Source organism: Glycomyces buryatensis, from assembly GCF_004912275.1.
Classification (GTDB): domain Bacteria; phylum Actinomycetota; class Actinomycetes; order Mycobacteriales; family Micromonosporaceae; genus Glycomyces; species Glycomyces buryatensis.
In genome coordinates, this window is record NZ_STGY01000054.1 from 59,686 (window position 1) to 85,359 (window position 25,674).

21 protein-coding genes, 1 pseudogene and 1 riboswitch are annotated in these 25,674 nt (G+C 67.9%); of the genes and pseudogenes, 7 read left to right on the top strand and 15 right to left on the bottom strand.

Translation table 11 applies throughout. The features are described 5' to 3' along the window. Positions 1-1,005, bottom strand: a 1,005-nt coding sequence (locus tag FAB82_RS13740; RefSeq protein WP_136535156.1) for a DUF222 domain-containing protein, incomplete at its 3' end; no start/stop codon positions are given. Positions 1,006-1,329: 324 nt separating this feature from the next. Here FAB82_RS13740 and FAB82_RS28600 point away from each other — a divergent pair. After that, positions 1,330-1,434 (top strand): DUF6196 family protein, encoded by a 105-nt coding sequence (locus FAB82_RS28600; RefSeq protein ID WP_342799458.1) that lies wholly within the window; start codon positions 1,330-1,332, stop codon positions 1,432-1,434. Between the two features lie 61 nt (positions 1,435-1,495). Here the strand turns inward: FAB82_RS28600 and FAB82_RS13745 are convergent, their stop codons facing one another. Genes FAB82_RS13745 through FAB82_RS28390 form a run of 3 tightly spaced genes read right to left on the bottom strand, consistent with a single transcriptional unit; the run spans position 1,496 to position 2,381 of the window. Beyond that, positions 1,496-1,687 carry a hypothetical protein gene (locus tag FAB82_RS13745; RefSeq protein WP_136535105.1) on the bottom strand — a complete coding sequence of 64 codons (192 nt, stop codon included), beginning with the start codon at positions 1,685-1,687 and terminating at the stop codon, positions 1,496-1,498. 15 nt (positions 1,688-1,702) lie between these two features. Further along, positions 1,703-2,023, bottom strand: a complete 321-nt coding sequence (locus FAB82_RS28890; protein ID WP_136535106.1) for a heavy-metal-associated domain-containing protein — start codon at positions 2,021-2,023, stop codon at positions 1,703-1,705. Between the two features lie 28 nt (positions 2,024-2,051). Beyond that, the gene (locus FAB82_RS28390) at positions 2,052-2,381 is read right to left on the bottom strand and encodes a metal-sensitive transcriptional regulator (RefSeq protein ID WP_136535107.1); all 330 of its coding nucleotides are present in this window, start codon (positions 2,379-2,381) and stop codon (positions 2,052-2,054) included. A 189-nt stretch (positions 2,382-2,570) separates the two neighbouring features. Next, positions 2,571-2,740, top strand: a riboswitch (cyclic di-AMP (ydaO/yuaA leader). Positions 2,741-2,748: 8 nt separating this feature from the next. On the opposite strand from FAB82_RS28390, the gene FAB82_RS13760 reads away from it, so the two are divergent. After that, positions 2,749-3,699, top strand: a complete 951-nt coding sequence (locus FAB82_RS13760) for a C40 family peptidase (RefSeq protein WP_136535108.1) — start codon at positions 2,749-2,751, stop codon at positions 3,697-3,699. A gap of 337 nt (positions 3,700-4,036) precedes the next feature. Here the strand turns inward: FAB82_RS13760 and FAB82_RS13765 are convergent, their stop codons facing one another. The 9 genes and pseudogenes from FAB82_RS13765 to FAB82_RS13805 form a co-directional block, all read right to left on the bottom strand. Continuing rightward, positions 4,037-5,680: a beta-N-acetylhexosaminidase gene (locus FAB82_RS13765; RefSeq protein WP_136535109.1), complete on the bottom strand. Its 1,644-nt coding sequence runs from the start codon at positions 5,678-5,680 to the stop codon at positions 4,037-4,039. A gap of 171 nt (positions 5,681-5,851) precedes the next feature. After that, positions 5,852-7,117: a coiled-coil domain-containing protein gene (locus FAB82_RS13770; RefSeq protein WP_136535110.1), complete on the bottom strand. Its 1,266-nt coding sequence runs from the start codon at positions 7,115-7,117 to the stop codon at positions 5,852-5,854. A 185-nt stretch (positions 7,118-7,302) separates the two neighbouring features. Then, positions 7,303-8,322, bottom strand: a complete 1,020-nt coding sequence (locus FAB82_RS13775; RefSeq protein ID WP_136535111.1) for a hemolysin family protein — start codon at positions 8,320-8,322, stop codon at positions 7,303-7,305. Next, positions 8,319-9,656, bottom strand: a complete 1,338-nt coding sequence (locus FAB82_RS13780; protein ID WP_136535112.1) for a hemolysin family protein — start codon at positions 9,654-9,656, stop codon at positions 8,319-8,321. The genes FAB82_RS13775 and FAB82_RS13780 overlap by 4 nt, the downstream gene beginning before the upstream one ends. 435 nt (positions 9,657-10,091) lie before the next feature. Further along, positions 10,092-10,466 (bottom strand): annotated as a pseudogene (locus FAB82_RS28605) (heat shock protein transcriptional repressor HspR); the annotation flags it as partial. A gap of 241 nt (positions 10,467-10,707) precedes the next feature. Then, positions 10,708-11,838, bottom strand: a complete 1,131-nt coding sequence (dnaJ, locus tag FAB82_RS13790) for a molecular chaperone DnaJ (RefSeq protein WP_136535113.1) — start codon at positions 11,836-11,838, stop codon at positions 10,708-10,710. A gap of 45 nt (positions 11,839-11,883) precedes the next feature. Next, the gene (gene grpE, locus FAB82_RS13795; protein WP_211116590.1) at positions 11,884-12,690 is read right to left on the bottom strand and encodes a nucleotide exchange factor GrpE; all 807 of its coding nucleotides are present in this window, start codon (positions 12,688-12,690) and stop codon (positions 11,884-11,886) included. Further along, positions 12,687-14,534, bottom strand: a complete 1,848-nt coding sequence (dnaK, locus tag FAB82_RS13800) for a molecular chaperone DnaK (protein WP_136535114.1) — start codon at positions 14,532-14,534, stop codon at positions 12,687-12,689. Before dnaK ends, grpE begins: the two co-directional genes overlap by 4 nt. A 322-nt stretch (positions 14,535-14,856) precedes the next feature. After that, on the bottom strand, positions 14,857-15,420 hold the full coding sequence (locus tag FAB82_RS13805) for a hypothetical protein (RefSeq protein ID WP_168801590.1): 564 nt from the start codon (positions 15,418-15,420) through the stop codon (positions 14,857-14,859). A 665-nt stretch (positions 15,421-16,085) separates the two neighbouring features. Here FAB82_RS13805 and FAB82_RS13810 point away from each other — a divergent pair. Next, a complete protein-coding gene (locus FAB82_RS13810; RefSeq protein ID WP_168801591.1) occupies positions 16,086-16,577 on the top strand; it encodes a DUF1349 domain-containing protein in 492 nt (163 codons plus the stop codon). Between the two features lie 203 nt (positions 16,578-16,780). Here FAB82_RS13810 and FAB82_RS13815 read toward each other — a convergent pair whose 3' ends face one another. Then, the gene (locus FAB82_RS13815; protein ID WP_136535117.1) at positions 16,781-17,458 is read right to left on the bottom strand and encodes a polysaccharide deacetylase family protein; all 678 of its coding nucleotides are present in this window, start codon (positions 17,456-17,458) and stop codon (positions 16,781-16,783) included. Positions 17,459-17,638: 180 nt separating this feature from the next. Beyond that, positions 17,639-20,257, bottom strand: coding sequence for a glycoside hydrolase family 48 protein (locus FAB82_RS13820; protein WP_136535118.1), 2,619 nt, complete (start codon positions 20,255-20,257; stop codon positions 17,639-17,641). A gap of 513 nt (positions 20,258-20,770) precedes the next feature. Between FAB82_RS13820 and FAB82_RS13825 the strand changes: the two genes are divergently transcribed. From FAB82_RS13825 to FAB82_RS13840, 4 genes are all read left to right on the top strand, one after another. Further along, complete coding sequence (locus FAB82_RS13825; protein WP_136535119.1) at positions 20,771-22,108, top strand: ABC transporter substrate-binding protein; 1,338 nt, start codon at positions 20,771-20,773, stop codon at positions 22,106-22,108. A gap of 209 nt (positions 22,109-22,317) precedes the next feature. Then, positions 22,318-23,316 carry a carbohydrate ABC transporter permease gene (locus tag FAB82_RS13830; RefSeq protein ID WP_136535120.1) on the top strand — a complete coding sequence of 333 codons (999 nt, stop codon included), beginning with the start codon at positions 22,318-22,320 and terminating at the stop codon, positions 23,314-23,316. Continuing rightward, positions 23,313-24,242, top strand: a complete 930-nt coding sequence (locus FAB82_RS13835) for a carbohydrate ABC transporter permease (protein ID WP_136535121.1) — start codon at positions 23,313-23,315, stop codon at positions 24,240-24,242. Before FAB82_RS13830 ends, FAB82_RS13835 begins: the two co-directional genes overlap by 4 nt. After that, positions 24,239-25,666 (top strand): GH1 family beta-glucosidase, encoded by a 1,428-nt coding sequence (locus FAB82_RS13840; RefSeq protein WP_136535122.1) that lies wholly within the window; start codon positions 24,239-24,241, stop codon positions 25,664-25,666. The genes FAB82_RS13835 and FAB82_RS13840 overlap by 4 nt, the downstream gene beginning before the upstream one ends. Positions 25,667-25,674: the final 8 nt, after the last annotated feature.

The following is a 25,674-nucleotide window of genomic DNA, read 5'->3' on the forward strand; positions in this document are numbered from 1 at the left end:
CTTGCGGCGCAGGGCGGTGTTGGGGAGGCGTTCGGACCGTCCGAGTTCGACCACTTCACCGGTCGCGTAGTCGTAGACCATGGGGATGATGGCGGCTTCGCAGGCGAGGAGGCGGGCCCGGGCGAGGGAGATCGGCCGGCCTTCGAGGGTGGGGACCCGGCCGGTGTCGTTGCCTTGCAGGGTTTCCAGGTCGCACAGGAGCGAGAGGGTCGCGGTGTGCCCGTGCCGGGTGGGTGCGTCGGTGCTGGCCCCGTATGCGGCGAGCATCTGGTGGAGGGCTTCGGCGTTCCGGTTCGCGGCGGCGGGCAGGTCGCCGTCGGCATCCGCTTCGTCCTGGCGGGGCGGGGGGACGGCGGTGGCGAGCAGCTTCGCGAACAGCGCACCGGTGTCGGCACTGAGCTGTCCGCCCAGGCCCCACATGCCGTTGTCCTGCTCCCACACTTCCAGGTATTGCAGGGACTGCTCACCGAGGCCTTCGAACAGTTCGGCCGAGTCGGCCAACGACGCCTCGATCTCGGCCAGGTGCGCCTTCAGCTCGGTGAAGGGCGCATGCGCGCAGTACTGGGCCACCAGGGCCTCGGGGGTCGTGCAGGACACCGAAGCGTCCCAAGGGGAAGGGACGGCCTCGCGGTAGGGAGTGCGGGCATAGAGGCGCATCGCGGGGGTCTTGTCGAGCTGCCGGACCGCGTAGGCGACCGGGTCGATCCTGGCAGCCTGGGTGGTGGCCGCCTCTGCGAGCAGGGCGAACTTCCTGGCGCGGCGGGCGATCGCGGCCAGGTCCGAGGCGATCTGGCGGTGGAAGTCGAACGTCGAGACCAGCCACTCCCGCACCGCGGAGAACCCGTCGAAGTCGCGGTGGATGTTCGCGGCCTTCGCATCGATCACATGCGCCAGCACCGAGGCATGAGCGGCATTGATCAATGCCGCCGATTCATCGAGTGCGGAGTGGATGGTCGCCGACTTCGCTCGGCGGTCAGGGCCGGTGCTGGTGGGGTTCGGGGCCATCGGTGTCACCTCCTCGACTGGTCTGGGTATCAAACAGGGTTCCTATCTTGGTGTTCCTGTTCTATGCCTCAATGGTGACACATGACTGGTCCACTGACATCACTCGAACGGGTGAATGAATGGGTGTTTTCCCAGCTCAAGTGCCTCGTACCCTGCGGTCGGGCGTGTCGCGGGGCCCGCCCTTCCCGCTCCACCGTCGCTGCCCGCTTGAAGCTCAAGTGGCACGGGAAAGGATGCCGGGAACGCCCTCGGGAAAGACCCCACTCCTCCATCGCTGATGCTCGAAGCTCAAGCCGCACGGCGCGTGGCGCTGCCGGTCTACGTTTGGGGCGGTACCGATCCCGCGGCGGCATCTACGACTACTGGGGCTGCCCCATCGACATGCTCGACCAGGCCATCGCGGTCGTCAAGACGCTGCGAGCAGGCTGACCGCAACCGGATGGCGCTCCATCCAGGATCGGCGCCGGTGCCGCGCCGTCGTCCGGCCGCGCTACCAGTGCGGCGGTCGGTCTTCGAGGAGTTCCAGGTCGCGCGGAGAAAGGGCGCGGCCCTTCGCGCGCGGCGTGCGCGCGGGCGGGGCTTCGCCCCAACCCGAGTCGGACTCGTCGGAGGTCTGGTCCGGGAGCACCGAGAAGTCGTCTTCGGCCAGCTCTACGGAGCGGTCATCATCGGAGACTGCCATGCGCTCCATATTACTTCAGCCACGCCGCCACCTGACGGCTTGAAAGTTCGAAGGGCGCGAGGCGTCCGGACACTCAGGGGACGCCCCGCGCGGTTCTCGGGGGTCATTACTACGGACCCGGCCTAATTCCGCGACGCCGACCAACTCGTAGCCGGCCTCGTCCACGGCCTCGCCGACCTTCTCGGTCGCGAGCTCGTCGGCGCTGGTCACGGTGACCTTGCCGGTCTCCAGTGCCACGTCGACCTTCTCGACGCCGGGCAGGGCCGACACTTCCTCGGTCACCGAACTGGCGCAGTGTCCGCAGGTCATGCCCTTGACAACGTAGGTGGTCTGCATGGTTCGCTCCTTAGTGGGAAATGATCCGTCAGGTCCTGAGCAGTCTCGCGACCGCGTCAGTGGCCTCCTTGACCTTCGCTTCGGCCTCGGCAGGGTCGCCCTTGGCCGACGCCTCGGCGACGCAGTGCGCGATGTGACCTTCCAGGAGGTTGACCGCCACGGCCTGCAGACCCTTGGTGGAAGCCGAGATCTGCGTCAGGATGTCAATGCAGTACTCGTCGTCCTCGACCATCCTCTGCAACCCTCGGATCTGGCCCTCGATGCGCTTGAGCCGACGCTGGAGCGCCGCCTTGTCGCCGTGGTACCAGTAGGTCTTGGGGTCGTGCTCGGCCCCGCAGCCATTGTCGTCGCTTGCCATGTCGATTACCTCCAAGGAGAATTCTATACCCCTCAGGGGTATATTGGCAACTGCTCGTCATTCCCGGCGAGCGCGCCGTAGTATTCCGTGCCATTGTGCGAGAAATTCTCCACCCGCCCTTGTCACCATGCCCGAAGACCTCTAACGTGAAGCCGTCGCGTCGGAAACTCGGTTGCACCCCGCAACCACCGCGTGACACCGCCGAGTCGACTGCGCCCCAAGCAATGTCGAACCGGGGAACCAGGGTTGAGGCGCGAGCGCCTCCAACTGGGGTGAATCGCGCCTTCGGGCGAGTAGGGCGATCCTTCTTCCCGCCCGAACCCGACAGCTAACCCGGTAGGCGGCACGAGGAAGGAGCGCATCCCTGGTGCGTACCCGGCGAATCGCAGCCGCAATGGCGGCCGCCGTCCTGCTCCCCGCCACGGCGGGCCTGCTCACGGCGTCGCAAGCGTCCGCGCAGTCCAGCGACGAGATCCAAGAGGACCTCGACGAGCGCAACGCTGACCTGGAAAAGGTCATCGAGGACTACAACGCGAAGAAGGAAGAGCTCGAGGACGCCAACGAGCTCATCGCGGACATCGAGAAGGAACTCCCCGATCTCGAAGAGGCCGTGGCGGAACGTACCGACGCGATGGCCGAACTGGCCGCCGCCGCGTACACCGGCGGCGAGTTCGCGATGATGAACTCGATCCTCGCGGGCGACCCCGAGGACTTCACCGACCGCCTCACGCTCCTGCAGAACCTCAACGAGACCGAGAGCGCGCAGATCGCGGAGTACAGCGCCCAGGTCGAGGCTCTTGAGACCCGCAAGGCCGAGCTGGAGACCCTCCAGTCCGACGCCGACGAGATCCTCCAGGAGATCGACGCGAAGCAGTCCGAGATCGAGGCCGAGATCGACGACCTCGAGGCGGACTACGAGGACGCCTACGCCGATGAGCATCCCGAACCGGAACCCTCCAGCGGCGGCTCCGACTACTCCGGCGACTCAGCGGTGGTGAGCTTCGCCTACGACCAGCTCGGCGAGTCCTATGAGTACGGCGCCGACGGCCCCGGCACGTGGGACTGCTCCGGTTTGACCCAGGGCGCCTGGGGGAATGCCGGATACTCGCTCTCGCACAACGTCGAGATGCAGTGGAACGAGACCGCGCGCGTCTCGCGCTCGGAGCTCCAGCCCGGAGACATCGTGTTCTACGACGGCTTGGGGCACAACGGCATCTACATCGGCAACGATGAAATCATCCACGCCCCGCGCACCGGTGACGTGGTGAAGATCGCCGCCATCGACATCATGGCCATTGAAGGATACGGCAGGCCGTAAGGCCCGCAAAGGAAAAGACTCCCCGGCGTCGGCGTACTGCTGACCCTGCTGCTGACCCGCTTGCAAGGCGCCGCCGCCGGGGGCCATCTCATCGTAGAGACTCGTCAAGCTGAAGGCGAGTCGGCCCAAGGCGAACGGTAGTGAAGTCCGGCTTCCCCGGAAACCGGTTGCCCCAAGGCGAACGGTGATTGACAGCGGATGCGGGGCGTACCCCGAGCCAACCGGGCGAGGGTCCTGCCAAGCGCCTCGCATCCGCTTTAAACCCCAAAGGGTACGCGTCGCGAATCGGGCCAATTCACCGAGTCCGAGGCATTTTCATTTGATAACGGTGCCCCGCCTATTCGGCGGGGTGCTCGATGAACTTCCAGGTGAAGCGCGCGCGGCGGCCGGTGCCGCCCCGCTGCCACGGCTTCGGACCCTCGAGCGGCCGGTAGTTGATCCCCAAGGCGTCCAGGCGTTCCAGGTGCCCTTCCAGGCGCTCGGTCACCGGCTCCGCCTCGCGCACGCCCTGCCCCGACCAGGCCACGTCCGCGAAGACCGCCAGGCGCGGGAACGCCCCGTACTCCACGTCGCGTGCGGTCGGCATGTACTCGGACCACAACTGGCACTGCGCCCCCAGGACCCGCTCGGGGTCGACGCCGGCCGGGACCGGGTCCCAGGCCGCGACCTTCGCGATCGTCGTCTGCCCGTGGATCCGCAGCGGCTCTTCCTCGCCGTCGCCCTCGTAGTGGTCGAAGTAGACGTACGGCTCGGGCGAGACGATCACGTCGTGGCCCGCCGCCACCGCCTGCTTGACGTAGGCCTCGTTGCGCCACACCTGGACCACGGCCTCCGGTGGCGCTCCCCCGTCAAGGCTGTTCCCGTCCTGGTCCTCTCCTCCGTCGAGGATCTCGTCCCAGCCGATGACCCGCTTGCCCAGGCTCGTCAGATGCGCGACGCAGGCCTTCGTGAACCAGCCCTGGACGCCGCGATAGCTCGTGATGCCCTCGCGCTCCATGAGGTCCTTCACCGTCTGCGACGACTCCCACTGCGTCGTCGGGACCTCGTCGCCGCCGATGTGGACGAACGGGGAGTCGAACACCTCGGCCACCACGTCGAACACGTCGCGGGCGAACGCCAGCGCCGCCTCGGTCGGCTCCAGGACCTCCTCGAAGACCCCGAATGTCCCTGACACCGGCCGGTTCTGGCCGGCGCCGAGCTCGGGGTAGGCCGCCAGGATCGCGCGGGCGTGGCCGGGGAAGTTCACTTCCGGGACCACCAGGATGTGGCGGGCGGCGGCGTACGCGACGATCTCGCGCAGGTCGGCGGCGGAGTAGAAGCCGCCGTGCGGGGTGCCGTCGTAGCCGTCGCCTGCGCGGGCGTGGCCGATGACGGTCTCGGGCCGCCAGGAGGCCACCTCGGTCAGGGCGGGGCGGGAGGGGACCTCGAAGCGCCAGCCCTGGTCGTCGGTGAGGTGCAGGTGGAGGACGTTGAGCCGGTGGAGGTGGGCCCGGTCGATCATGCGCAGGACGAAGTCCTTGGCCTGGAAGTTGCGGACGATGTCGAGCATGACGCCGCGCCAGCGCAGGCGGGGGGCGTCCTCGATGTGGACGCGGGGGATGATCGCGGCGGCGCTGGGGGCGTCGCGGAGGGCGTCGGCGGGGAGCAGCTGTCGGAGGGTGGCGATGGCGCGCGAGATGCCGGCGGGGTGGGCGGCGACGAGTTCGACGCCGTGGACGTCGGCGGTGAGGCGGTAGGCCTCGGAGTCGATGGTCAGGTCCGCGGGCCTCTCGCCCTCCAGCTTCAAGCAAAGTGCTGGGGTGTCCCAGGCGTCTGCCACGGCGAGTCTCGTTCCGGTGCCGCGCGCGAGCAGGTCGGAGAGCAGCCAGGCGAGGTCTTCCAGGCCGGGGTCGGCGGCGATGCCGGCCAGGGAGGCGAGGTCGACGTCGCCGCCGGGTGCGGTGATGTGCTGCGGCTGCGGGATCAGCGATAGGCGCTGCATGCGGGGGCTCCTGTTGGGTCGGCGTGGCGGACCGCGGCCCCGGGAGGAGTGAAGAGCCGCGTGGCGGTTGCCGCCTTCAATTAGTTCAGTTTATTTATAGTATCGGCGTATGCCAAGGGCGGCCAGCCCCCGAAGGGATCTGGCCGCCCTGGAATCTGCTTGCCCCCGGCGCTACCTGATGACCGGCAGTTGCTGCGTGGAGTCGATGTCGGAAGGCTCCCGCTGCTTATTGATCGGGATCGGCGAGACGGGCGAGTCGAACGACGCAGAAGACACCTTCGGCTCTTCCTCCCCGCCCGAGACCAAGCCCAGCTGGCGGCGCAGGTCCCCCAGGTTCGAGCCGGCGGAGTCACGCTGGCGTTGCATCGTCTGGACCTCTTCCGCCAAGGGCTGCACGCGTTCCGCGGCCCGCTCCTCGGCGGCCTTCTTGAGCCGGGCGGCCTCCCGCTCGGAATCGGACTTGACCGTGCCCGCCTGGTCGTGTGCCCGCTGGAGGGCGTCCTTGGCCTGCTGCTCGGCCTCTTCCTTGCGCTCCAGTGCCCGGTTCTCCGCGCTGCGGGCGCGCTCCTCTGCGAGCGCCAGGCGCTCCTCGGATTCGGACACTATCCGCTGCGCGGTCGCCATGGCCTGCTGGTGGCGGTCGGCCTCCTCCTTCTGGGCGCGCTCGCGCCGGTCGGCCTCGGTGAGCGTGAGCTCCTGGGTCTTGCGCTTGCGGTGCTCGATCGCCTCGGTGATGAGCCGCTGGGCCGCGGCCCGCTGCTCGTCGGACTCGCGCGCGGCCATCGACTTGAGCTCGGTGACCTCGCGCTCGGCCGTGGCCCGCAGGACCGCGATCTCGCGTTCGGCGACCGATCGCTCCTTCTCGGCCACGCTCCGCGACTGGCTTTGGAACGTCTGCGCCTCCCGGCGGGCATCGGTGACCGCCAGCTCGTGGTTGCGGCGGGCGTTCTCGCGCAGCTCGGTGGTCTCGTTGATCGCCCGGGCCCGGATCTCGGACACGTCCTGCTCGGTGGTGGCGGTGGTCTCGGCGGCCTCGGAGTGGGCCTCGCGCATCATCGCGTCGGCCTCGGCGTGGGCCTCGGTCATGATGGAGGCCGCCATCCGCTTGGCCTCCTCGCGCTGGACGCCGGCGTCCTGCTCGGCGGCGCGCAGGATCTTCTCGACGCGGGCGCCGAGTCCGGCCAGGGTCGGCTGCTCGGCCTCGGCGATCTGGGCGGCCCGATCGGTCACGCGGCGTTCGAGTGCGGCGATGCGCTCCTCGGCGCGGCGCAGCTGGGACTCCGTTTGGTCCAATATGGTTTTGGCATCGTTGAACTGCTGTTCGCTCGACTTGATGTTCCGGTACAGCCGGCCGGCGAACTCGTCCACCTGCTGGCGGTCGTACCCGCGCATGCTGACGGCGAATTCGGGCTCGGTTTCCTCGAAGAATTTCGACATGGTCTTCCAGAGTTGACGTAATCACACGAATCGGTTGATGAATCATGGTCACGCCGGAAGACCGCGAAATCGGCGATGAACACACCTTGGGGGCGTGTCATCGCCGATTTCGTCTAGATGCCGCCGGGAACGGAGCCCCTCTCGCATTCGAGCCGGTCGTTGCGGTTATCGCGGAACGATGCTCGTTACACGGTCTTGTCGGTCTCGTCGTAGAAGTCGCCCATGATCTCCTCCAGGAGGTCCTCCATCGCGACCAGTCCGGTCACGTCGGGCCCGGGGCCGGTGACGATCGCGAGCTGGGACCGCTGGCGCCGCATGAGGGCGACGGCGGCGGACACGGTGGTGGCGGCGTCGACCAACAGCGGGGCCGCGGCCAGGCCCGCGATCGGCTCGGCCGGTTCGGCCTGCACGGCCTCGCGGACGTGCACCAGGCCGACCGGGCGGTCACCCGAGTCGACCACGACGAGCCGGGAGCGGCCGCTCGCGCGGGAGCGGGCCTCGACGCCCGCGGCGGTCGCGTCGGAGGAGATGGTGACGACCTCCCCCCACGGAATGGCGACCTCGCCGACGCTGCGGCGCTGCACTTCGATTGCGTGCGTGAGCATCTGGTGCTCGCCCTCGCCGAGCATCCCGGCCTCGGCCGAGGACCGCAGCAGGTAGCGCAGCTCCTCCGGCGAGTGGGCCTGGGCCTTCTCGTCGGCGGGTTCGACCTTGAACATCCGCAGGATCACGTTGGCGCCGTGGTTGAGCCCCAGCAGCAGCGGCTTGGTGATGACGACCCAGCCCGTGAAGGGCCAGATGAGCGCCATCGCCGAGGACTCGGGGTGGCTGATGGCCCACGACTTGGGCATCATCTCACCCACGACCATGTGGAGGAACACGACGATGACCAGCGCGACCGTGAACGCGATCGGGTGGGCGGCGGCCTCGAGTCCGATGGCGTGCAACGGGACCTCGAAGAAGTGCGCCAGGGCCGGTTCGGCGAGCGCGCCGAGTCCGACGGTGCAGACGGTGATGCCGAGCTGGGCGCCCGCCAGCATGATCGACAGGCGCTTGGTGGCGCGCAGGGCCGCGTTCGCGGCCCCCGATCCGTCCTGTTCGAGCCGGTGCTGCCGGGAGGCGACGAGCGCGAACTCGGCGGCGACGAAGAAGGCGTTGGCGAGCAAGAGCACCAACGAGATCAGCAATGCGGGTCCGGTGCTCACTTGGCCTCCAGCGGCTGGAGCTCGATCGCCTCGGGCACGTGGCGGGAGCAGGAGACGACGACCATGCGGACGCCGTGCTCCTCCCCGTCCTCGGCCGTGGCCTGGACCTCGACGATGTCGCCGGGGCGGGCGACGCGGCCGAGTTCGGCCATGACGAGGCCGGCGATGGTCTCGTAGTGCTCGCCTTCGGGGAGCGTCAGCCCGGTGGCGTCGGCGACTTCGTCGACGCGCCAGCGGCCGGGGATGAGCCAGGCGCCGCCGGCGAGGGAGACGGGGTCGGCCTCGAAGCGGTCCTGCTCGTCGCGGATCTCGCCGACCAGCTCTTCGGCCAGGTCTTCGAGGCTGACGATGCCGGCGAAGCCGCCGAACTCGTCGACCACGCAGGCGAGCTGGCGGTGCGCGGAGCGCATCTGCTCCAACAGGTTCGGCAGCGGCAGTGAGGCGGGCACGAGCATCGCGGCGTCGGCCACCTCGGACAGGGAGACGGTCGCCCGGGCTTCGCGCGGGACCCTGATGATCTCGCCGATGCCGACCACGCCGCGCAGGTCGTCGACGTCATCGCCGACGACCGGGAAGCGGGAATGGCCCCCGGCGAGCGCGGCGACCGCGTCCGCGACGGTGGCACCGGCGTTCAGCGTGTGGACGTTGACGCGCGGAGTCATGGCCTGCTCGGCGACGGTCTCGGAGAAGTCCAGGCCGCGGTCGAGCAGTTCGGACAGTCCCGCCTCGAGGACCCCCTCGTCGCGGGAGACGTCGATGATGCGGTGCAGGTCTTCGGGAGTGGCATTGTGGTCCAGCTCCTCGACCGCGTGGATGCCGAGCAGCTTGAGCAGCCTGGTCGAGGCGGTGTCGAAGAAGCGGATGATCGGCCCGAACACCGTCAGGTAGACGGTGGTGGGGGCAGAGAGCGCGAGCGAGAGCGCCTCGGTGCGGGCGATCGCCAGGTTCTTGGGGCCGAGCTCACCGAGGATCATCTGGACCGCGTTGGCCACGATCATGGCGAGCGTGACGCCGATCGAGACCGAGACGGTGGTGGGGACGCCCGCGGTGCCGAGCAGGTTCGCCAGTCCCTGGCCCAGGTACGGCTCGGCGAAGAAGCCGACGAACAGGGCGGTGACGGTGATCCCGAGCTGGGCGCCGGAGAGGGCGAAGGAGAGGTTGGAGCTGATGTGCAGCGACCGCTGGGCTCGGATCTTGCGGCGGCCGTTCGCCTTGGAGGCCAGGTCTTCGAGACGGGACCGGTCGACGGCGGTGTAGGCGAATTCGAGTGCCACGAAGAAGCCCGTGGCGGCGGTGACGGCGAAGATGATGAGGAGGCCGATGGCTATGAGCACGGCTCATGCCTCCCGGCGGGAGCCGCGAGGCGGCGTCCTATGGTGCGGCTGAGCCGCCCCGTACTTCGATACTTTCGTTTTCGTCCTTCTCGTGACATGCGAAGATCCTAGCCGCTTCTCACACAGGGACAAAGTGACATTGCCGTTCGCCCTGACACACCGAGAAACCGTCGGACCCGGGGCGCAGCCTTGAAAACGGGGGGTCTTGAAATCGAAACTGTCGGACCCCACGCGCATCCTTGAATCGGGGGACGACGGAACGAAACTGTCGGACCCTGCGCGCATTGTTGATACGGGGGTGCCTCCGAGCGCCCGATTTGCCCGGACCCGCCGAAACACTCCGAACTCCACCCGACCTGTCGCACCCCTCGGGCACTGTTGAAGTGGGGGGCCACCCCACGCCCGTTTTGTAGGCAAGCGCCGGGAATGTAACTGCCGCTTGCCTTGCCACAGCACGATATCGGTGCTGGTGCGCTGGAACGGCCCGGCCATCGCGCGCAGCTCGGCGAGTTGAGCGCGGGCCCGGTGCAGTTCCTCCACGACGGCGGACATGTCGCTGCGCATCGCGGCGACCTCGCGCTCGAGATCCATGATCCGCTTGACCCCGGCGAGGTTGACGCCCTCGTCCTGACTGAGCCGCTGGATCTCGCGCAGGCGGGTGACATCACGGGCCGAGTAGCGGCGACCGCCGCCGGGCGTGCGGCCGGGCTCGACCAGGCCGATCCGGTCGTACTGGCGCAGCGTCTGCGGGTGCATCCCGGCCAGTTCGGCGGCGGCGGAGATGGCGAAGATCTTCGCGTCGAAGTCGATGTCCTCGCCTCGGCGTCCGCTCTGCCGCCGGTAGGCGACCTCGATGCGCAGGTACGTGGGACTGGACATGTCGGCCGATCCGGCCTGCTCGCGGCGGCCGGCGGAGTTCTCTGGCTCGGTCACGGTTCCTCCCTCGACTCGGGTCAGATGCTCGCGATGGTTCTAACGTTCTCGGCGGCCGGGTTCTTCCGGCCGGCCGTCGTCGGTGCCTGGATGGCACCCGCCCGAGTGAGCTTCGATGTCATTGCCCCGTCAGCTCCTCGAGTCGCGCCCGGTCGGCGGCCGGGGCGGCGGCGGCGTACTTCTCCAGCGCCTCCTTGGCCTCCTCGGACAGTTCGGTGGGGACCTCGACCTCGACGGTCACCAGCAGGTCGCCCTTGCCGGGGACGCCGCGGCCCTTGACGCGCAGCACGCGTCCGCTCGGGGTCCCGGCCGCGACCTTCAGCGTCACCGGGCCCTCCAGGGTCGGGACCTTGACCTTGGCGCCGGTGGCCGCCTCGGGGAAGGACACCGGAAGTCTGAGCGTCACATTGTCGCCGTCGCGGGCGAACAGCGGATGGGTGCGCACCCCGACGCGGACCAGGAGGTCGCCGGCGGGGCCGCCGCGCTCGCCGGGGGCGCCGCGCCCGGCCAGGCGGATGGTCTGGCCGTCGGCGATCCCGGTGGGAACGCGGACGGTGATGACGCGGTCCTCGGTCACCGCGCCGGTGCCGCCGCAGTCGATGCACGGGTCGGTGACGACCGAGCCGGTGCCCTCGCATTCGGTGCAGGGCTGGGCGAAGGAGAACGCGCCCTGGTTCTCGGTGACCAGCCCCGTGCCGCCGCAGCGGGGGCATTGGGTCGGGGAGGTGCCGGGGCGGGCGCCGGAACCGTGGCAGGTGTGGCACTCGCCCGGAGAACGCATGTGCAACTCGGTGGTGGTGCCGCGGACGGCGTCGGCGAAGTCGAGCGTGATGTGGGTGCGCAGGTCGGCGCCGCGAACGGCCGCGCCGCGGCGGCGGTGGGAACCGCCCCCGGTGCGGGAGAACAGGTCCCCGAACAGGTCGGTGAAACCGCCGGTCGGGCTGGAGCCGCCGAACAGGTCCTCGAAGTTGACGTTCGCGCCGCCGTGGCCCATGCCGCCGAAGCCGCCGCGGCCGGACTTCATGAGCTGGATCTGGTCGTACTCCGCCCGCGACTTGTCGTCGTGGAGGACCGAGTAGGCCTCCGAGAGGCCCTTGAAGCGATCTTCGGCGTCGGCGTCGGCATTGTGGTCGGGGTGCAGCTCGCGGGCGAGCTTGCGGTAGGCCTTCTCTATCTCTTTCTTGGAGGCGTCCTGCGGCACGCCGAGCACGGCGTAGAAGTCTTTCTCAAGCCATTCCTGCGATGCCACCGGACGCCTCCTTCGCTACTCATTGCCGTATGGGCCCGACCGAAATCAGGATTTCCGGTCGCCCTTCGAGTCCTGCTCGGACCCGTCGTTGTCGTCGTCGGGACCGGTCTCGTCGCCTTGGGCCACTTCAGCCTCTGCCTCGTCGGCCGCTTCCGGGGCCTCCTCGGCGTTCGCTTCGTCGCCCGGATCCTCCGCGGTCTCGACCGCGCCCTCGGGCTCGGCCTCGATCAGGGTCTCCTCGACGTCCGCGTCCGACGACTCGACCGGTTCGGTCTCGGCGGGCTCGGGTTCATCGAGCGGCTCGGCGACGGCCACCAGCGCCGGGCGCAGCAGGCGGTCGCCCAACCGGTAGCCGCGGCGCATGACGTCGATGCAGGTCGGCCCGTCGACGTCGCCCATCTGCAGGTGGGCGACCGCCTCGTGGACGTTCGGGTCGAACGCGTCGCCCTTCTCGCCGAAGGACTCCAGGCCGTGCTTGCCCAGCGCGGCGCTCAGCTGCTCGGACACGGCCCCGAAGGGCCCGTTCAAATCGCCGTGCTCGCGAGCCCGGTCGAGGTCGTCCAGGATCGGGAGCAGGCTCGCAAGCACCGCGCCCGTGGCGATCTCGCTGGCGCGGGACTTGTCCCGCTCCACGCGCTTGCGGTAGTTCTGGAACTCCGCGTTCAGGCGCTGGAGGTCGCGGGTGCGCTCCTCCAGCGTGGACTGAAGCACCGCGGTGGTGTCGTCGGCGGCCTGACCGTCGTCGGAGGCGGCGGCCAGGATGTCGTCCACCGTCAATTCGTCGCCGGAGTCGTCCGGCGACCGGTCGGACTCCGGTGGCTCCTCGGAGCGGTTCTTGTCCTCGTCGGTCACTTCTGGTCCTTGTCGTCGTCGACGATCTCGGCGTCGACCACGTCGTCTTCAGGACCGGCGGCACCCGGGGCCTCCGCGCCGGGGGCACCGGCCGCGGTCTGGTCGGCCTGCGCCGCCGCGTACATGGCGGAACCGGCCTCCTGGCTGACCTTCGAGAGCTCCTCGGTGGCCGTCTTGATGGCCTCCAGGTCGGAGCCGCCGAGCGCGCCCTTGAGCGTCGCGGTGGCCTCGTTGAGCTTGGTCCGGGTCTCCTCTGGGATCTTGTCCCCGTTGTCGGCCAGCAGCTTCTCGGTCTGGTAGACCAGGGACTCGCCCATATTGCGGGTCTCGGCCTCCTCCTTGCGCCGCTTGTCGTCCTCGGCGTGCTCCTCGGCCTCCTGCATCATCCGCTGGATGTCGTCCTTGGCGAGCGAGGAGCCGCCCGAGATGGTCATGGACTGGGCCTTGCCGGTGGCGGTGTCCTTCGCGGAGACGTTCACGATGCCGTTGGCGTCGATGTCGAAGGTGACCTCGACCTGCGGGACCCCGCGCGGGGCCGGCGGCAGGCCGGTCAGCTCGAACGTGCCGAGCTTCTTGTTGTAGGCCGCGATCTCCCGCTCGCCCTGGAACACCTGGATGAGCACCGACGGCTGGTTGTCGTCGGCGGTCGTGAAGACCTCCGAGCGCTTGGTCGGGATCGTGGTGTTGCGCTCGATGAGCTTGGTGAAGATGCCGCCCTTGGTCTCGATGCCCAGGCTCAGCGGCGTGACGTCGAGGAGCAGCACGTCCTTGACCTCGCCCTTGAGCACACCGGCCTGGAGGGTCGCGCCGATGGCGACGACCTCGTCCGGGTTGACGCCCTTGTGGGCGTCGCGGCCGATGAGGCGCTTGACGACCTCGGAGACGGCGGGCATGCGGGTCGAGCCGCCCACGAGAATCACGTGGTTGACCTCGGAGACGTTGATCCCGGCGTCCTTGACGGCCTGCTCGAACGGCTTCTTGCAGCGGTCGAGGAGGTCGGAGGTCATCTGCTCGAACTCGGCGCGCGAAAGCGACACGTCGAGGTGCAGCGGGCCGTCGGGGCCGGCGGTGATGTACGGCAAGTTGATCGAGGTCTGCGTCGCGCTGGACAGCTCGATCTTGGCCTTCTCGGCGGCCTCCTTGAGGCGCTGCATGGCCATCTTGTCCTTGGACAGGTCCACGCCGTACTGGCCGTTGAAGGTCTTGACCAGGTGCTGGATGACCCGGTCGTCCCAGTCGTCGCCGCCGAGGTGGTTGTCACCCGAGGTGGCCTTGACCTGGATGACGCCGTCGGCGATCTCCAGCAGCGATACGTCGAAGGTGCCGCCGCCGAGGTCGAAGACCAGGATGGTCTGCTCTTCCTCGCCCTTGTCGAGGCCGTAGGAGAGCGCCGCGGAGGTCGGCTCGTTGATGATGCGCAGGACGTTGAGCCCGGCGATCTCGCCCGCCTCCTTGGTGGCGGTGCGCTGGGCGTCGGAGAAGTACGCCGGCACGGTGACGACCGCATCTGTGACGTTCTCGCCCAGGTACGCCTCGGCGTCGCGCTTGAGCTTCATGAGAATGCGCGCGCTGATCTCCTGGGCGGTGTACGACTTGCCGTCGATGTCGACGGCCCAGTCGGTGCCCATGTGGCGCTTGACCGACCGGATCGTCCGGTCGGGGTTGGTGACTGCCTGGCGCTTGGCGACCTCACCGACCAGGACTTCACCGTTCTTGGCGAAGGCGACGATGGACGGGGTGGTCCTCGCCCCCTCGGCGTTGGTGATGACCGTGGCCTCCCCGCCTTCGAGGACGCTGACCACGGAGTTCGTAGTGCCGAGGTCGATGCCGACCGCACGTGCCATGTTGATCTCCCGTAATAATCGAACAGATGTCTTGGATCTCAAGCGGCCGGGCGGGCCCCCGAACCAAGTTGAGTCGGATACGCTCAATGTTCGACCTGGAGTGATCCACTGTCAAGGCGATCACAGTAAATGTGGGGAATCGCACAAAAGTTGAGTCGGGTCGACTCAAGTTTGAGGCGGGATATTTCGGATGGGGTCGCAGGGGCGCCACGGCCGGTTCCCCGACCTCATGGGCAAGGCATTGGCGCGGACGTGGGCCGCGGGTCCCTTCGCGAAGCTCGGGCGCCGCACGGGCGGCCCCGGCGTGAACGCAGGCGTCGACTCAGACGCGGGCTCTCGTGGCCGTCGCTCCGGCCGCCTCGCAGCACTCCGTCAGCAGGTCGTCGGCGATCTGCCAGCCGTCGCAGGGCCAGGACTGCTTGCACGAGGCGCAGTCGAATCCGAGCAGTTGTTCGGGGCGGTGGTCGCGCCACATGGAGGCGGCCAGTTCCCAGCCGGTGATCTCGGTGATGCCCGGCGGCGCGTCGATCGGCGGGGGCTCCTCCAGCGAGAACAGGCTGTCGATCTCCTGACGGCGCGAGCGCCTGCCGCGCCCGGGCCCCTGGAAGGCGGCCGCGGCCGCCTCGACGGCGCGTGCGACGGGACCGGCCTCGGAGTCGGCCCCGGCGCCGGGAGCCTCCAGGTCCGCGGTCGCGGGCGTAGCCTGCTCCGCGGCGGCGGCCGGCGTCTGGTTCGGGACGTCGGCGGGGCCGGCGGCCTCGGGGGCGGTGTGGCGCGAGGAGCGGCGGAGCGGCACGCTGCGGTCCTGGCGCCCGAACGCGCGAGCGGCCCCCTGGGCGTCGGGGGTCAGCGGCGGTGTCGACCTCGCTGAATGCTGCATACTCACGCTATCTCCTCATTCGCCGTCTCTTCCGTGCCCCAGTACCCCTTACATTACGAATAACGGTTGAGGCCCCTCGAAGGACACGGGCGTGAGCGGTATTCGACACTCTGGTCATTTCCAGTCCCGCCCAGTCCGCAAGAACACACCCCGGGGGCCGGCGGCGAATCGGCGCGGCCCGGCCGCGCCTTCGCGGGGCGCGATTCCACCGTCCGCCCCGAACGCCTCACGGTGGGCGCGGACGCTATTCCGTGCGTCACAGGACCACACCGAGACGATCGCTCCGGCGCCATTTCGCACCACTCGCACCAGGCGAATCACGCGAGCCGGAATGGGTCTCGGATCTCCGATTTGCACATATGCCGCAAGATCATCGCCATCGACCGTTGCCCATGCGGCACAAGCACGTTAGGATGCACATGCAAGCGAAGTGTGCAGACGAACAGGTGCCGTGCGAACTTGGATCGGCGTTCTCCAAGTCTTGTAACCGAAGCCGCACCGAGTGCATCAGATGATCATTTACCAGGGATTTCAGACGTGTGAAAGACCCGAACGGCGGATTAACTTTGCGTTACGCCGTCCGTTTTGCCCGAATGCGTCACCTTCGCGTGTGGCATGATTGGTTCATGCAATCTCCTTCAGAAGAAGTACAATGGACTGTTGATGGTGGATTGATCAGTCCCTACTTCGAAATCAAAACCACACTCCGGCGTCGCGCCGGGGATGAACATCAGCGCGACCACGTCTACATCTACGGGCTCGAAATGCAAGGCGACGGCGAAGTCGCCATGCGCTTCCGCCCCGAGCACCGGCACCAGCATTCCGAAGCGTCCCTTACGATTCGGGTCGACGACTCCAACTGGGTCAAGTCCGGTGCCGAGTACCTCGGGGGCCAGCACCTCGTCTCGACCATCACCACCCGCGGCCACACCGACTGGTCGCTCTCGCCGGTCGAATCCGAATCCGACGAGATCTGGCTGCGCCTGATCCGCAGCGGCGGCACCGTGACCGTGGCTCACGCCGACGACGGCGTCGACTACACCACGATCGCCTCGACCTACCTGCCCGGCGGCGCGACCGCCATGGCCGGCATCGCCAGCTCCCACGCCGTCAGCGAAAGCTTCTGGGACGCAGCGCAAGACCTCGATATCGAGATCTACTAGGCCGTCCGGCCCCTCAGAGCAATGAGGCTCTGAGCATAGAGGTCGGGCCCGGTGGCCAACCGTCCGCGCCGGATTCGACCTGTGTGCTCAGCCCGATCCCCAGCCAGAGGACCCCGAATGTGACGAACCGGGCGGGAGTGGGACCAACGTCCCGCTCCCGCCCGGCCCGCATTCAAGCCAAGCCGTCTTGAAGGCTCCGCTCCTTAAGCGGGGCTGCACTTCGGGGTGATCCCGAACTTGTACCCCTGCTCGGCCAGCTGCGGCAGCGCGATCTCCAGCGCCTCCACGGTCTGCGAGCGGTCGCCGCCGCCGTCGTGCATCAGCACCACGTCCCCGGGGGTGGCCCCGAGCAGATCGTCGACGATCGCGTCCACACCCGGCCTGGACCAGTCCTCGGTGTCGACGTTCCACATCTGCCGCTGGAGACCGGCGGCGGCGATCGCGTTGTTGACCTCGGTGTTGTAGGCCCCATAGGGCGGGCGGAAGCAGTTCACTTCAGCGCCATAGCCTTCCAGCAGGGTCTGGGCGGTGCCGATCTGCGAGTCCATCTCCGCGCGGGTCAGCGTGGTCATGTTGGGGTGGTCCCAGGTGTGGTTGCCGATCGCGTGGCCGGCCTCCAGGACCGCCTGGGACCGGGCGGGATCGCGCTGGGCGTTCTCGCCGAGCAGGAAGAACGTGGCCTGGGCGTCGTTCTCCGCCAGGACGGCGAGGATCTCGTCGGTGTACGACCCTCCGGGGCCGTCGTCGAAGGTCAGGAAGATGGTGTCGTCCCAGGGGTCATCGACCGGATCGGTGTCCTGGGCGTTCGCCGGAGCGGCGATGAAGAGGGATCCGATGATCGCCGCTGCGGCGGCGGTCACCAAAAGGCGAAAGTGGTTCATATGCACATCCTGGCGTGACTTACCTTGGGGCGCAACGAGGGATCTCTCACGAAATCGACCGCGACCCCCGTGCAACCAAGCACGGGGGTCGATGCGTCTCAGCTACAGGCGGGCGTACCGGTCTCTTTCGTGCGCCCCGAGAGTGAGGCGCCCGGCTTGGTCACCGGGCGCCTCACTGCCCTAAGCGGCTTCGAACAACATGGCGTACGTCTGGAAGCCGGTCGCGGCCTCCACCTGGTGCCAGTACCGGTGGTAGGTGAACTCGGGCGCGTCGCCCGAGCACCCGCCGTCGATGTAGGCCTGGACCTGGTCGTAGCCCTCGAAGTCCTTCATGAAGGAGCGGATGTCGATGAAGCTGACACCCGGCTCGATCACGTCGCCGTTGGGCATGGTGCCGGACCAGCCCGACGGGATGTAGACCTCGTCCTCGAAGCGGCAGTAGTCGGCCCGGCTCTCAGGCTGGGCCACACCGATACCGTCGTTGGTCGCCCACAGCGCGTCCAGCAGATCGGAAGCGGTCTGCTGAATCTCGGCGTCGTCCGTGGCGGCGGCGTAGTAGGACAGGATCTTCGCGAACGTTCCGGCCACACCCGGGTCCTTCGACTGGGTGGCAACGGAAGCGGTCAGACCGGATCCGGGTTCGCCGCTCCACTCGAGGTCGCCCGGGAGCGAGTAGTCGGTCGCCGAGATCGTGCTCTCCGACAGGGCCCACTCGACCCAGTTGCCGAGGAGTGCTCCGGCGCGCTCGTCACCCGTGTTGTAGAAGTAGGTGGCGATGTCGTCCATGCCCCACGCCTGGAAGCCGAACCAGCGGTTCGACGGCGGGTCGTGCCAGACCGGCTTCTCGTCGTAGTACAGGCCGTTGAACTCCGCGGAGGTCGACGGCTCGCCGTAGTTGCCCTCCCAGTTGTTGGTGGCACCACCGGCGATGGCGCCGGCGCCGGTCGAGCCTTCGGGAACCTGGAGCCATTCCAGGAAGTCCATCTGCGCCTCGAGGCTGGTGGCCCAGTCGTCCCCGGCGGTCGGGGAGTCGGGGGTCAGCTCGTTGGACAGGGCGTAGGCCGCCATGACGTTCTGGTAGCCCTGGTGGACACCGGAACCGCCGATGCGGTACGACCAGTCGCCGTTCATGCCGGCGCCCCACGAGTAGTACCAGCTCAGCAGGTAGTGGAACGAGTCCTTACCCGTTGCGGCCGGGCAGGTGGAGGCCCCGATGCAGTCGCCTTCGATCTCCTTGAAGTACTTGTCGGCGAAGGCGTAGCGCAGGTAGTCGCCCATCTTGGACGCGTTGTCCAGGGAACCCGAGATCTCGCCCTCGGTGCCCTGCGCGGTCGCCCACTGGTCGGCCATCCACGCGACCTGGACGGCGCGGGCGTCGGCGTCCGGCGCGGCCGTGTAGCGCTCCTGCTGGGAGTACTGCGCGTCCCCGGTGAACAGGTCGAGGTAGCCGTTGGGCCCGCCGAAGTCGAAGGTCTCGCACGACGGGTGCGTGACGGTCTCCCACGTGGATTCCGACTGGCCGCGCTGGAAGGTGTTGATGTAGTTCGGCTCGGTGGTGCCGTCGCCGCATTCGCCGAAGCCGTATGCGTTGTCGACGTCGAGCAGCCAGTGCATGCCGTAGATCTGGTTGGTGCCGTAGGTCGAGGCCAGTTCCTGCGCGAGCGGGTCCTGTCCGACCGGGACACTCGAGTCCAGCTGCGACGGGTAGTCGCTGGCGTCGCCGCCCTCTGGGGCGTAGGTCGCCGGCGAGTCCGGGTTGTAGCTGCTCGGGTTCAGGTCCGGGATCGCGTACGTCTCGGTGGTGTTCCACGAGTTGTTGTACCCGCTCCAGTCACCGGTCACCTGGCCGTATGCGGCCTCCAGCCACATCTGGTAGCTGAGTGCCTCGGAGGTCGTCTGGTGCCCGTAGTCGGGCGCTTCGACGATGAGTTCCTCGACCGAGTGGTACGGGACGCCGCTGGAGTGCAGATACGGCGAGTCGGCCCCGGCGAGCTGGTCGTACAGCTCCAGGAAGCGGTCCTCATTCTGCGTGACCTCGCCGACGTCGCCCGAGACCGTGACGGTCACCGGGATCGGGTCGAAGCCCTCGGCCGCGACCTCGAACGTCGCCGATCCCTCGGCGCCTTCGGCCGCGTCGATCACGACTTCCTGGTCGGCCTCCCAGTTGTCCGCACCGAACTGGAGCGACTCGCCGGCTGTGACGTCGATGCCCTCGGCACCATCGGTCTTGGTGGTGGTCACCGCGACGTCCGCTTCAAGCGCGGCACTGAAACCGACATCGAAGCTCACCGACGAGCCGGGCGCCGCCACGAGGGTCGACTTGGAGACGGTGAGTTCGGGTTCGGTCGGCACGACTTCGCCGCCGCATTCTTCGCCGTTGACGGTGATGCCGGTCGGCACGGTCGCGTCGCCCGCGCCGATGAAGCCGAATACCTCGGAGGTATCGCCGGACGAGATGGTGCCGTTCCAGCCGACGTCGGCGCCGGTGAAGTGGGCGCCGTCCTGGGCCCAGTCGACGTTCCAGGCCGAGCTCACGGTGGTGCCGGACGGGAAGTCCCACTCGACATCCCAGCCGGCGAGCCCTTCGCTGCCCCCGGTGATGGACACGGCGGCCTGGAAACCGCCGTTCCAGCTGGAGACGACTCGGTAATCGATTCCGCCGCACTGCTCGGCGGCGAAGGCCTGCGGGGCCGCGATCGCGGCGAAAGAGCCGACCAGGACGACCGGCAGGGCGACGCCCGCCGTTCGCCGGAATCGTCTGCGGCGCTTGGGGGGTGGTGCCAGGTTGTCGAGTTCCATTATGGCTACTCCTGAGAGTGAGAACTGTGTCCGTTTCTGGGTGGGAGCGCTTGTGCCAGGCCGAGGGTCCGCAAAATGCGCGAGTGGAACGAAACGGACCCCGATAAGGAAGCGCTCCCAAGCCATCCTCGCAAGCCTTTAGGTGGGATGTCAATACATAGACATTCCTAAATTTCTATAGGACTCAATACGATACTCCCCGTAATTGCACTGTTTACGCAGGTAAGCGCGAAATGTAAGCACTACCAACGAGACGGATCCGTGACCTTCGATTTCTTGGCGCAGATCAACGAGGTAACAACCAGGTAACGACTCCGAGACCCTGGCTTGCGTCATGAGTCACGCTCCCGTACAGTTCTGGTATCGCTCCCAAGCCGGTTGCGATCCCTTCGACCCGGCGCGGGCCTTGTGTCCGCGTCCCCGGCCGAGCACTGGCCACACCCTGAATACGGCTCTCCTGCAGCCCCTCTCATAAATACGCGGCACCCCCTCGGTGCCCGGAAGGAACCAAAGATGCAAATTCTTAGTAGGCACCGCATGAAGGTGGCCCTCGCCGCCGCGGCGGCCGGGTCCATCGCGCTGACGTCGGCCTGTTCCGGCGGCGGCGACGATGACGGCATGACCGAGGACGGCAAGATCCAGCTCACCGTCTCCCTGTTCGGCACGTTCGGTTACACGGAGGCCGAGCTGGAGTCCGCGTACGAGGCCGAGCACGAGAATGTGGACGTCGTCTTCGAAGGCGACGGCGCCAACTGGGACACCGAGGTTCGCCCCGCCCTCGACACCGCCCTCGACACCGGTTCGGGCGCCGGCGACGTCGTCGGCGTCGAGGAGCAGGCCGCGGTCGAGCTGTTCTCCAACTCCGCGGTCTGGACCGACCTGAGCGCCCTCGGCCACGACGACAAGGCCGAGAACTACGTGGACTGGAAGTGGGACATCGGGCACAACCCCGATGGCAACCTGGTCGGGTTCGGCACCGACGTCGGCGGCATGGGCATGTGCTACCGCACCGACCTGTTCGAAGAGGCCGGCCTCCCGACCGACCGCGCGGAGGTCGCGGCGGCCTGGGCCGACTGGGACGGCTTCCAGGACGTCGCCCAGACCTTTGTGGACTCCGGCATCGAGGCGAGCTTCCTCGACGGCCCCACCCAGCTGCAGAACATGATCCTCGGCCAGACGGCCGGCGCCGGCGACGGCGAGCTGTACGTCGACGCCGAGGGCAACCTGACCCTCGACTCGGCCGCGACCACCACCGCGGTCCAGACCGTGCTCGACCTCCACGAGATCGGCGCCATCGGCCCCTACGTCTCCTGGAGCGAGGAGTGGATCGCGGCGCAGGCCCAGGGCGGCTACGCCGTCATGCCCTGCCCCGGCTGGATGACCGGCGTCATCGAGACCAACTCCGGTGAGGAGAACGCCGGCAAGTGGGACATGGCCGCCGCGCCCGGAGTGGCCGGCAACTGGGGCGGCGCCTGGCTGGGCGTCCCCGCCTCGTCCCCGCACCCGGAGGAGGCCGCCGAGCTCGCCGCCTGGCTGACCGCCCCCGAGCAGCAGGTCAAGGTCTTCGAGGCCGTCGGTAACTTCCCGTCCTCGCCTGCCGCGCAGGCGGACCCGGCCGTGGCCGACGCGACCAACCCGTACTTCTCCGACGCCCCCACCGGCCAGATCATCGGTGCTTCGGTCCAGGACTTCCCGGCCCTGGAATACGGCACCCTGCACACCCCGGTGAAGGGCGCGGTCGAGGGCGTCCTCAACGGCCTGATCGACGGGACCTACTCCGCCGATGACGTCTGGGACGCCATGCAATCCGAGGCCGAGAACGCAGTCGAGCTCTCGGGCGGAGGACTGTAAGCCGGACCTGCCCCGGCTTACACCCCGTGCCGCCGCAACGGGACCGCGCGTCCGCGGGAGAGGAGCCTCCCACCTCCCCGCGGACGCACCGCCCCAGGACCGGTTCCGCTCCTCTAACGGAGAGGAGCAGCGGCGGCACCGTGTCGGCCCGCTGCGCCCCAACCCGCAGCGGGCCGGCTCCCTCCACACACGCTTCCCAGGAAGGCCCCATGAGCACCACCACCACGACCGAGAGCGCTAAGGGCAGCGCCGCCGGTCCACCCCAGACGAAGTCGGGCAAGTCCGTTCCGCCGGACCAGCGCTCCTGGCGCCTCCGCTTGAACCGGGCGGACATCAAAGGCACCCCATACGCCCTCGTCGCTCCTTATTTCCTGCTCTTCATGGTCTTCGGGCTCTTCCCGATGGCCTACACGATGTACGCCTCGCTCCACACCTGGAAGATCGGCGTCCCCGGACGCGAGTTCGTCGGCCTCCAGAACTACTCGTTCCTCCTCTTCGAGTACGAGCGCTTCGGCTGGTCGATCGTCAACACGCTGGGCATGTTCGCCATGGCGACGGTGCCGCAGCTGATCTGCGCGCTCATGGTCGCCAACGCCCTGAACAAGCGCCTCAAGCGGCAGATGTTCTGGCGGATGCTGGTGCTGGCCCCCATCGTGACCAGCGTGGTCGCGGTCGGCGTCATCTTCGCCCGCATCTGGGGCCAGGAGTACGGCATGATCAACGGCTTCCTGGAGCTCATCGGGCTCGACGCCGTCAACTGGCAGGCCGGGCGCTTCTCCTCGTGGTTCGCCATCTCCTCGATGGTCGACTGGCGGTGGATGGGCTACAACTCCCTGATCTTCCTGGCCGCCATGCAGACCATCCCCAGGCAGCTCTACGAAGCGGCCACAGTGGATGGTGCGTCGCAGCGCCAGCAGTTCTGGTCCATCACCATCCCCCAGCTCAAGCCCGTCATCATCTTCACCGCGTTCATCTCCTCCGTGGGCGGCATGATGCTCTTCGTCGAGCCGATGATGTTCGACGCCGGTCGCCTCTCGGGCGGCTCGGACGGCCAGTTCCAGACCACCTCGATGGTCCTGGTCGACATCCTTCGCACCCATGGAAACTACGGGGTCTCCGCCGCCGCGGGCTGGCTGCTGTTCCTGGTGATCGGGCTCGTCGCCGCCGTGAACTTCCTCATCGTCAACCGGATCTCGGGAAGCAAATGACCGCCACACTCAATCCCGCACCCGCTCCCGCCGCGGGCTCCAAGCCCCCGAAGCGGAAGAAGCCGAAGCAGCACCAGGAAGTCGAGTCGGGCGCGGGGCTGTTCGCGCCCTCGATGATGACCCGCGTCGGCCTGCTGGCCGTCGGCGTCCTGTCGGTCTTCCCGCTGTACTGGATGGTCGTCATCGCCTCGACGACGACCTCCAACGCCTCCGGCTTCCCGCCGGCCCTGCTCCCCGGCGGCAACCTCGGCCGCAACCTGGAGCAGGCGCTGACCGACCCGAACGCGGACCTGCTGCTGGGCCTTCGCAACTCGATCATCATCACCGGCACCGTCACCATCTCGGTGGTGCTCATCTCGACCCTCGGCGGCTTCGCCTTCGCGAAGCTCAAGTTCAAGGGCTCCAAGGTGCTCATGGGCACCGTGCTGTTCACGATGATGGTCCCGCTCCAGCACCTTGGGCTGGTCCCGCTGTACATGGTCATGATCGAACTCGGATGGCTCGACACCCTCCAGGCGGCGATCCTGCCGTTCCTGGTCAACGGGTTCGGCATCTTCATGATGCGGCAGTACTGCATCCAGTCCGTTCCCGACGAGATCATCGAGGCGGCCCGCATCGACGGCGCCTCGACCCTCGGGATCTGGTGGCGGATCGTGCTCCCGGCGCTGCGCCCGGGCATGGTCGTGCTCGCCCTGCTCACCTTCATGCTCAACTGGAACGAATTCCTGTGGCCCTTCATGGTGCTCAGCGGCGAGAACCCCACGGTTCAGCTCGCCATCCGCCAGTTGTCAACCGCGACTTGGTCAGCGGACCTTTCCATGGTCTTCACCGGCACGCTGATCTCTATCGTCCCCATCGCAGTTCTGTTCGTCATCTTCGGACGGCAGATCGTCGGCGGCATCATGGAAGGTTCCACTAAGTCATGAACACCAACGGATTTGAGAATGACTCTTTGGCGGCGCGCTTTCCAGCGGGCTTCTCCTGGGGCGCGGCGACCTCCTCGTACCAGGTGGAGGGCTCGCCCTCCGCCGACGGACGCGGGAAGTCCATTTGGGACACATTCGTGGCCACCCCGGGCCGGGTCCTCGACGGCTCCGACGGCGAGGTCGCCATCGATTCGTACAACAACATCAACGGCGACGTCGCCCTCATCAAACAGCTCGGCCTCAACAGCTACCGCTTCTCGCTGTCGTGGCCCCGCGTCTGCCCCGAGGGCACCACCGAGGTCAACCGCGCCGGCCTCGACTACTACTCGCGACTGGTCGACGCGCTCATCAAGGCCGACATCACGCCCTGGATCACCCTCTACCACTGGGATCTGCCGCAAGCACTCGAAGACGCGGGCGGCTGGCCGAAGCGCGAGACCGCGCTGCGCTTCGCCGAGTTCGCGAAGATCGCGCACGCCGAGCTCGGCGACCGCGTCAAGCATTGGATCACCGTCAACGAGCCGTGGTGCTCGGCCTTCCTCGGCTACTCCTCGGGCGAGCACGCCCCGGGCCGGCGCGACGCGGGCGCCTCCATCGCGGCGGCGCACCACCTCATGCTCGGGCACGGGCTGGCGGCACGGGCGATCAAGGAGGCCGATCCCGAGGCCACCGTGAGCGTCGGGCTCAACTTCTACCCCGTGCACGCCGCCTCGGACAACCCCGTGGACGTCGACGCCGCCCGTCGCGTCGACGGCGTCCAGAACCGGTTCTTCACCGACGCCGCGATCAAGGGCAAATACCCCGACGATGTGGTGGACGACTTCTCGGCCGTCACGGACTTCAAGTTCGTCAAGCCGGGCGACATGGAGCTCATCAACGCGCCCATCGACTGCCTGTCGGTCAACTTCTACAGCCTGTTCACGGTCACCGGCGCGGGCGACGGGGCCTCCTCGGCCTCCGCCGCACCGACCGGCGCGGGCTCGGCCTGGCCCGCCAACGAGCACATCGGCTTCGTCACCACCGGTCTCCCGCAAACCGACATGGGCTGGGAAATCGCGCCGGCGGGGCTTACTGAAACGTTGCAACGACTCCACGCCAACTATCCCGACGTGACCCTCGCGGTCACCGAGAACGGGGCGGCCTTCCCCGACAAGCTCGAAGGCGAACGGGTGATCGACAATGAGCGGCGCGAGTACTTCCGCGACCACTTGGACGCCTGCGCCGACGCGATTGACGCGGGGGTGCCGCTCATCGGATACTTCGCGTGGTCCCTGGCCGACAACTTCGAGTGGGCGTGGGGCTATACCAAACGGTTCGGCCTGGTTTACGTCGATTTCGAAACCGGTCAAAGGGTAGTGAAGGACTCGGGGAAGTGGTACGGCGACCTGGTGCGCAAGGCTCGTTCGAACCGTGAGGCAGAATGAGTTCACGC

Coding starts and splice junctions, on each gene's coding strand:
- FAB82_RS13745 (WP_136535105.1), bottom strand. CDS start 1,687: ATGGCAGTCTCCGATGATGACCGCTCCGTAGAGCTGGCCGAAGACGAC.
- FAB82_RS28890 (WP_136535106.1), bottom strand. CDS start 2,023: ATGCAGACCACCTACGTTGTCAAGGGCATGACCTGCGGACACTGCGCC.
- FAB82_RS28390 (WP_136535107.1), bottom strand. CDS start 2,381: ATGGCAAGCGACGACAATGGCTGCGGGGCCGAGCACGACCCCAAGACC.
- FAB82_RS13765 (WP_136535109.1), bottom strand. CDS start 5,680: ATGCAGCGCCTATCGCTGATCCCGCAGCCGCAGCACATCACCGCACCC.
- FAB82_RS13770 (WP_136535110.1), bottom strand. CDS start 7,117: ATGTCGAAATTCTTCGAGGAAACCGAGCCCGAATTCGCCGTCAGCATG.
- dnaK (WP_136535114.1), bottom strand. CDS start 14,534: ATGGCACGTGCGGTCGGCATCGACCTCGGCACTACGAACTCCGTGGTC.
- FAB82_RS13815 (WP_136535117.1), bottom strand. CDS start 17,458: ATGAACCACTTTCGCCTTTTGGTGACCGCCGCCGCAGCGGCGATCATC.
- FAB82_RS13820 (WP_136535118.1), bottom strand. CDS start 20,257: ATGGAACTCGACAACCTGGCACCACCCCCCAAGCGCCGCAGACGATTC.
- FAB82_RS13825 (WP_136535119.1), top strand. CDS start 20,771: ATGCAAATTCTTAGTAGGCACCGCATGAAGGTGGCCCTCGCCGCCGCG.
- FAB82_RS13830 (WP_136535120.1), top strand. CDS start 22,318: ATGAGCACCACCACCACGACCGAGAGCGCTAAGGGCAGCGCCGCCGGT.
- FAB82_RS13835 (WP_136535121.1), top strand. CDS start 23,313: ATGACCGCCACACTCAATCCCGCACCCGCTCCCGCCGCGGGCTCCAAG.
- FAB82_RS13840 (WP_136535122.1), top strand. CDS start 24,239: ATGAACACCAACGGATTTGAGAATGACTCTTTGGCGGCGCGCTTTCCA.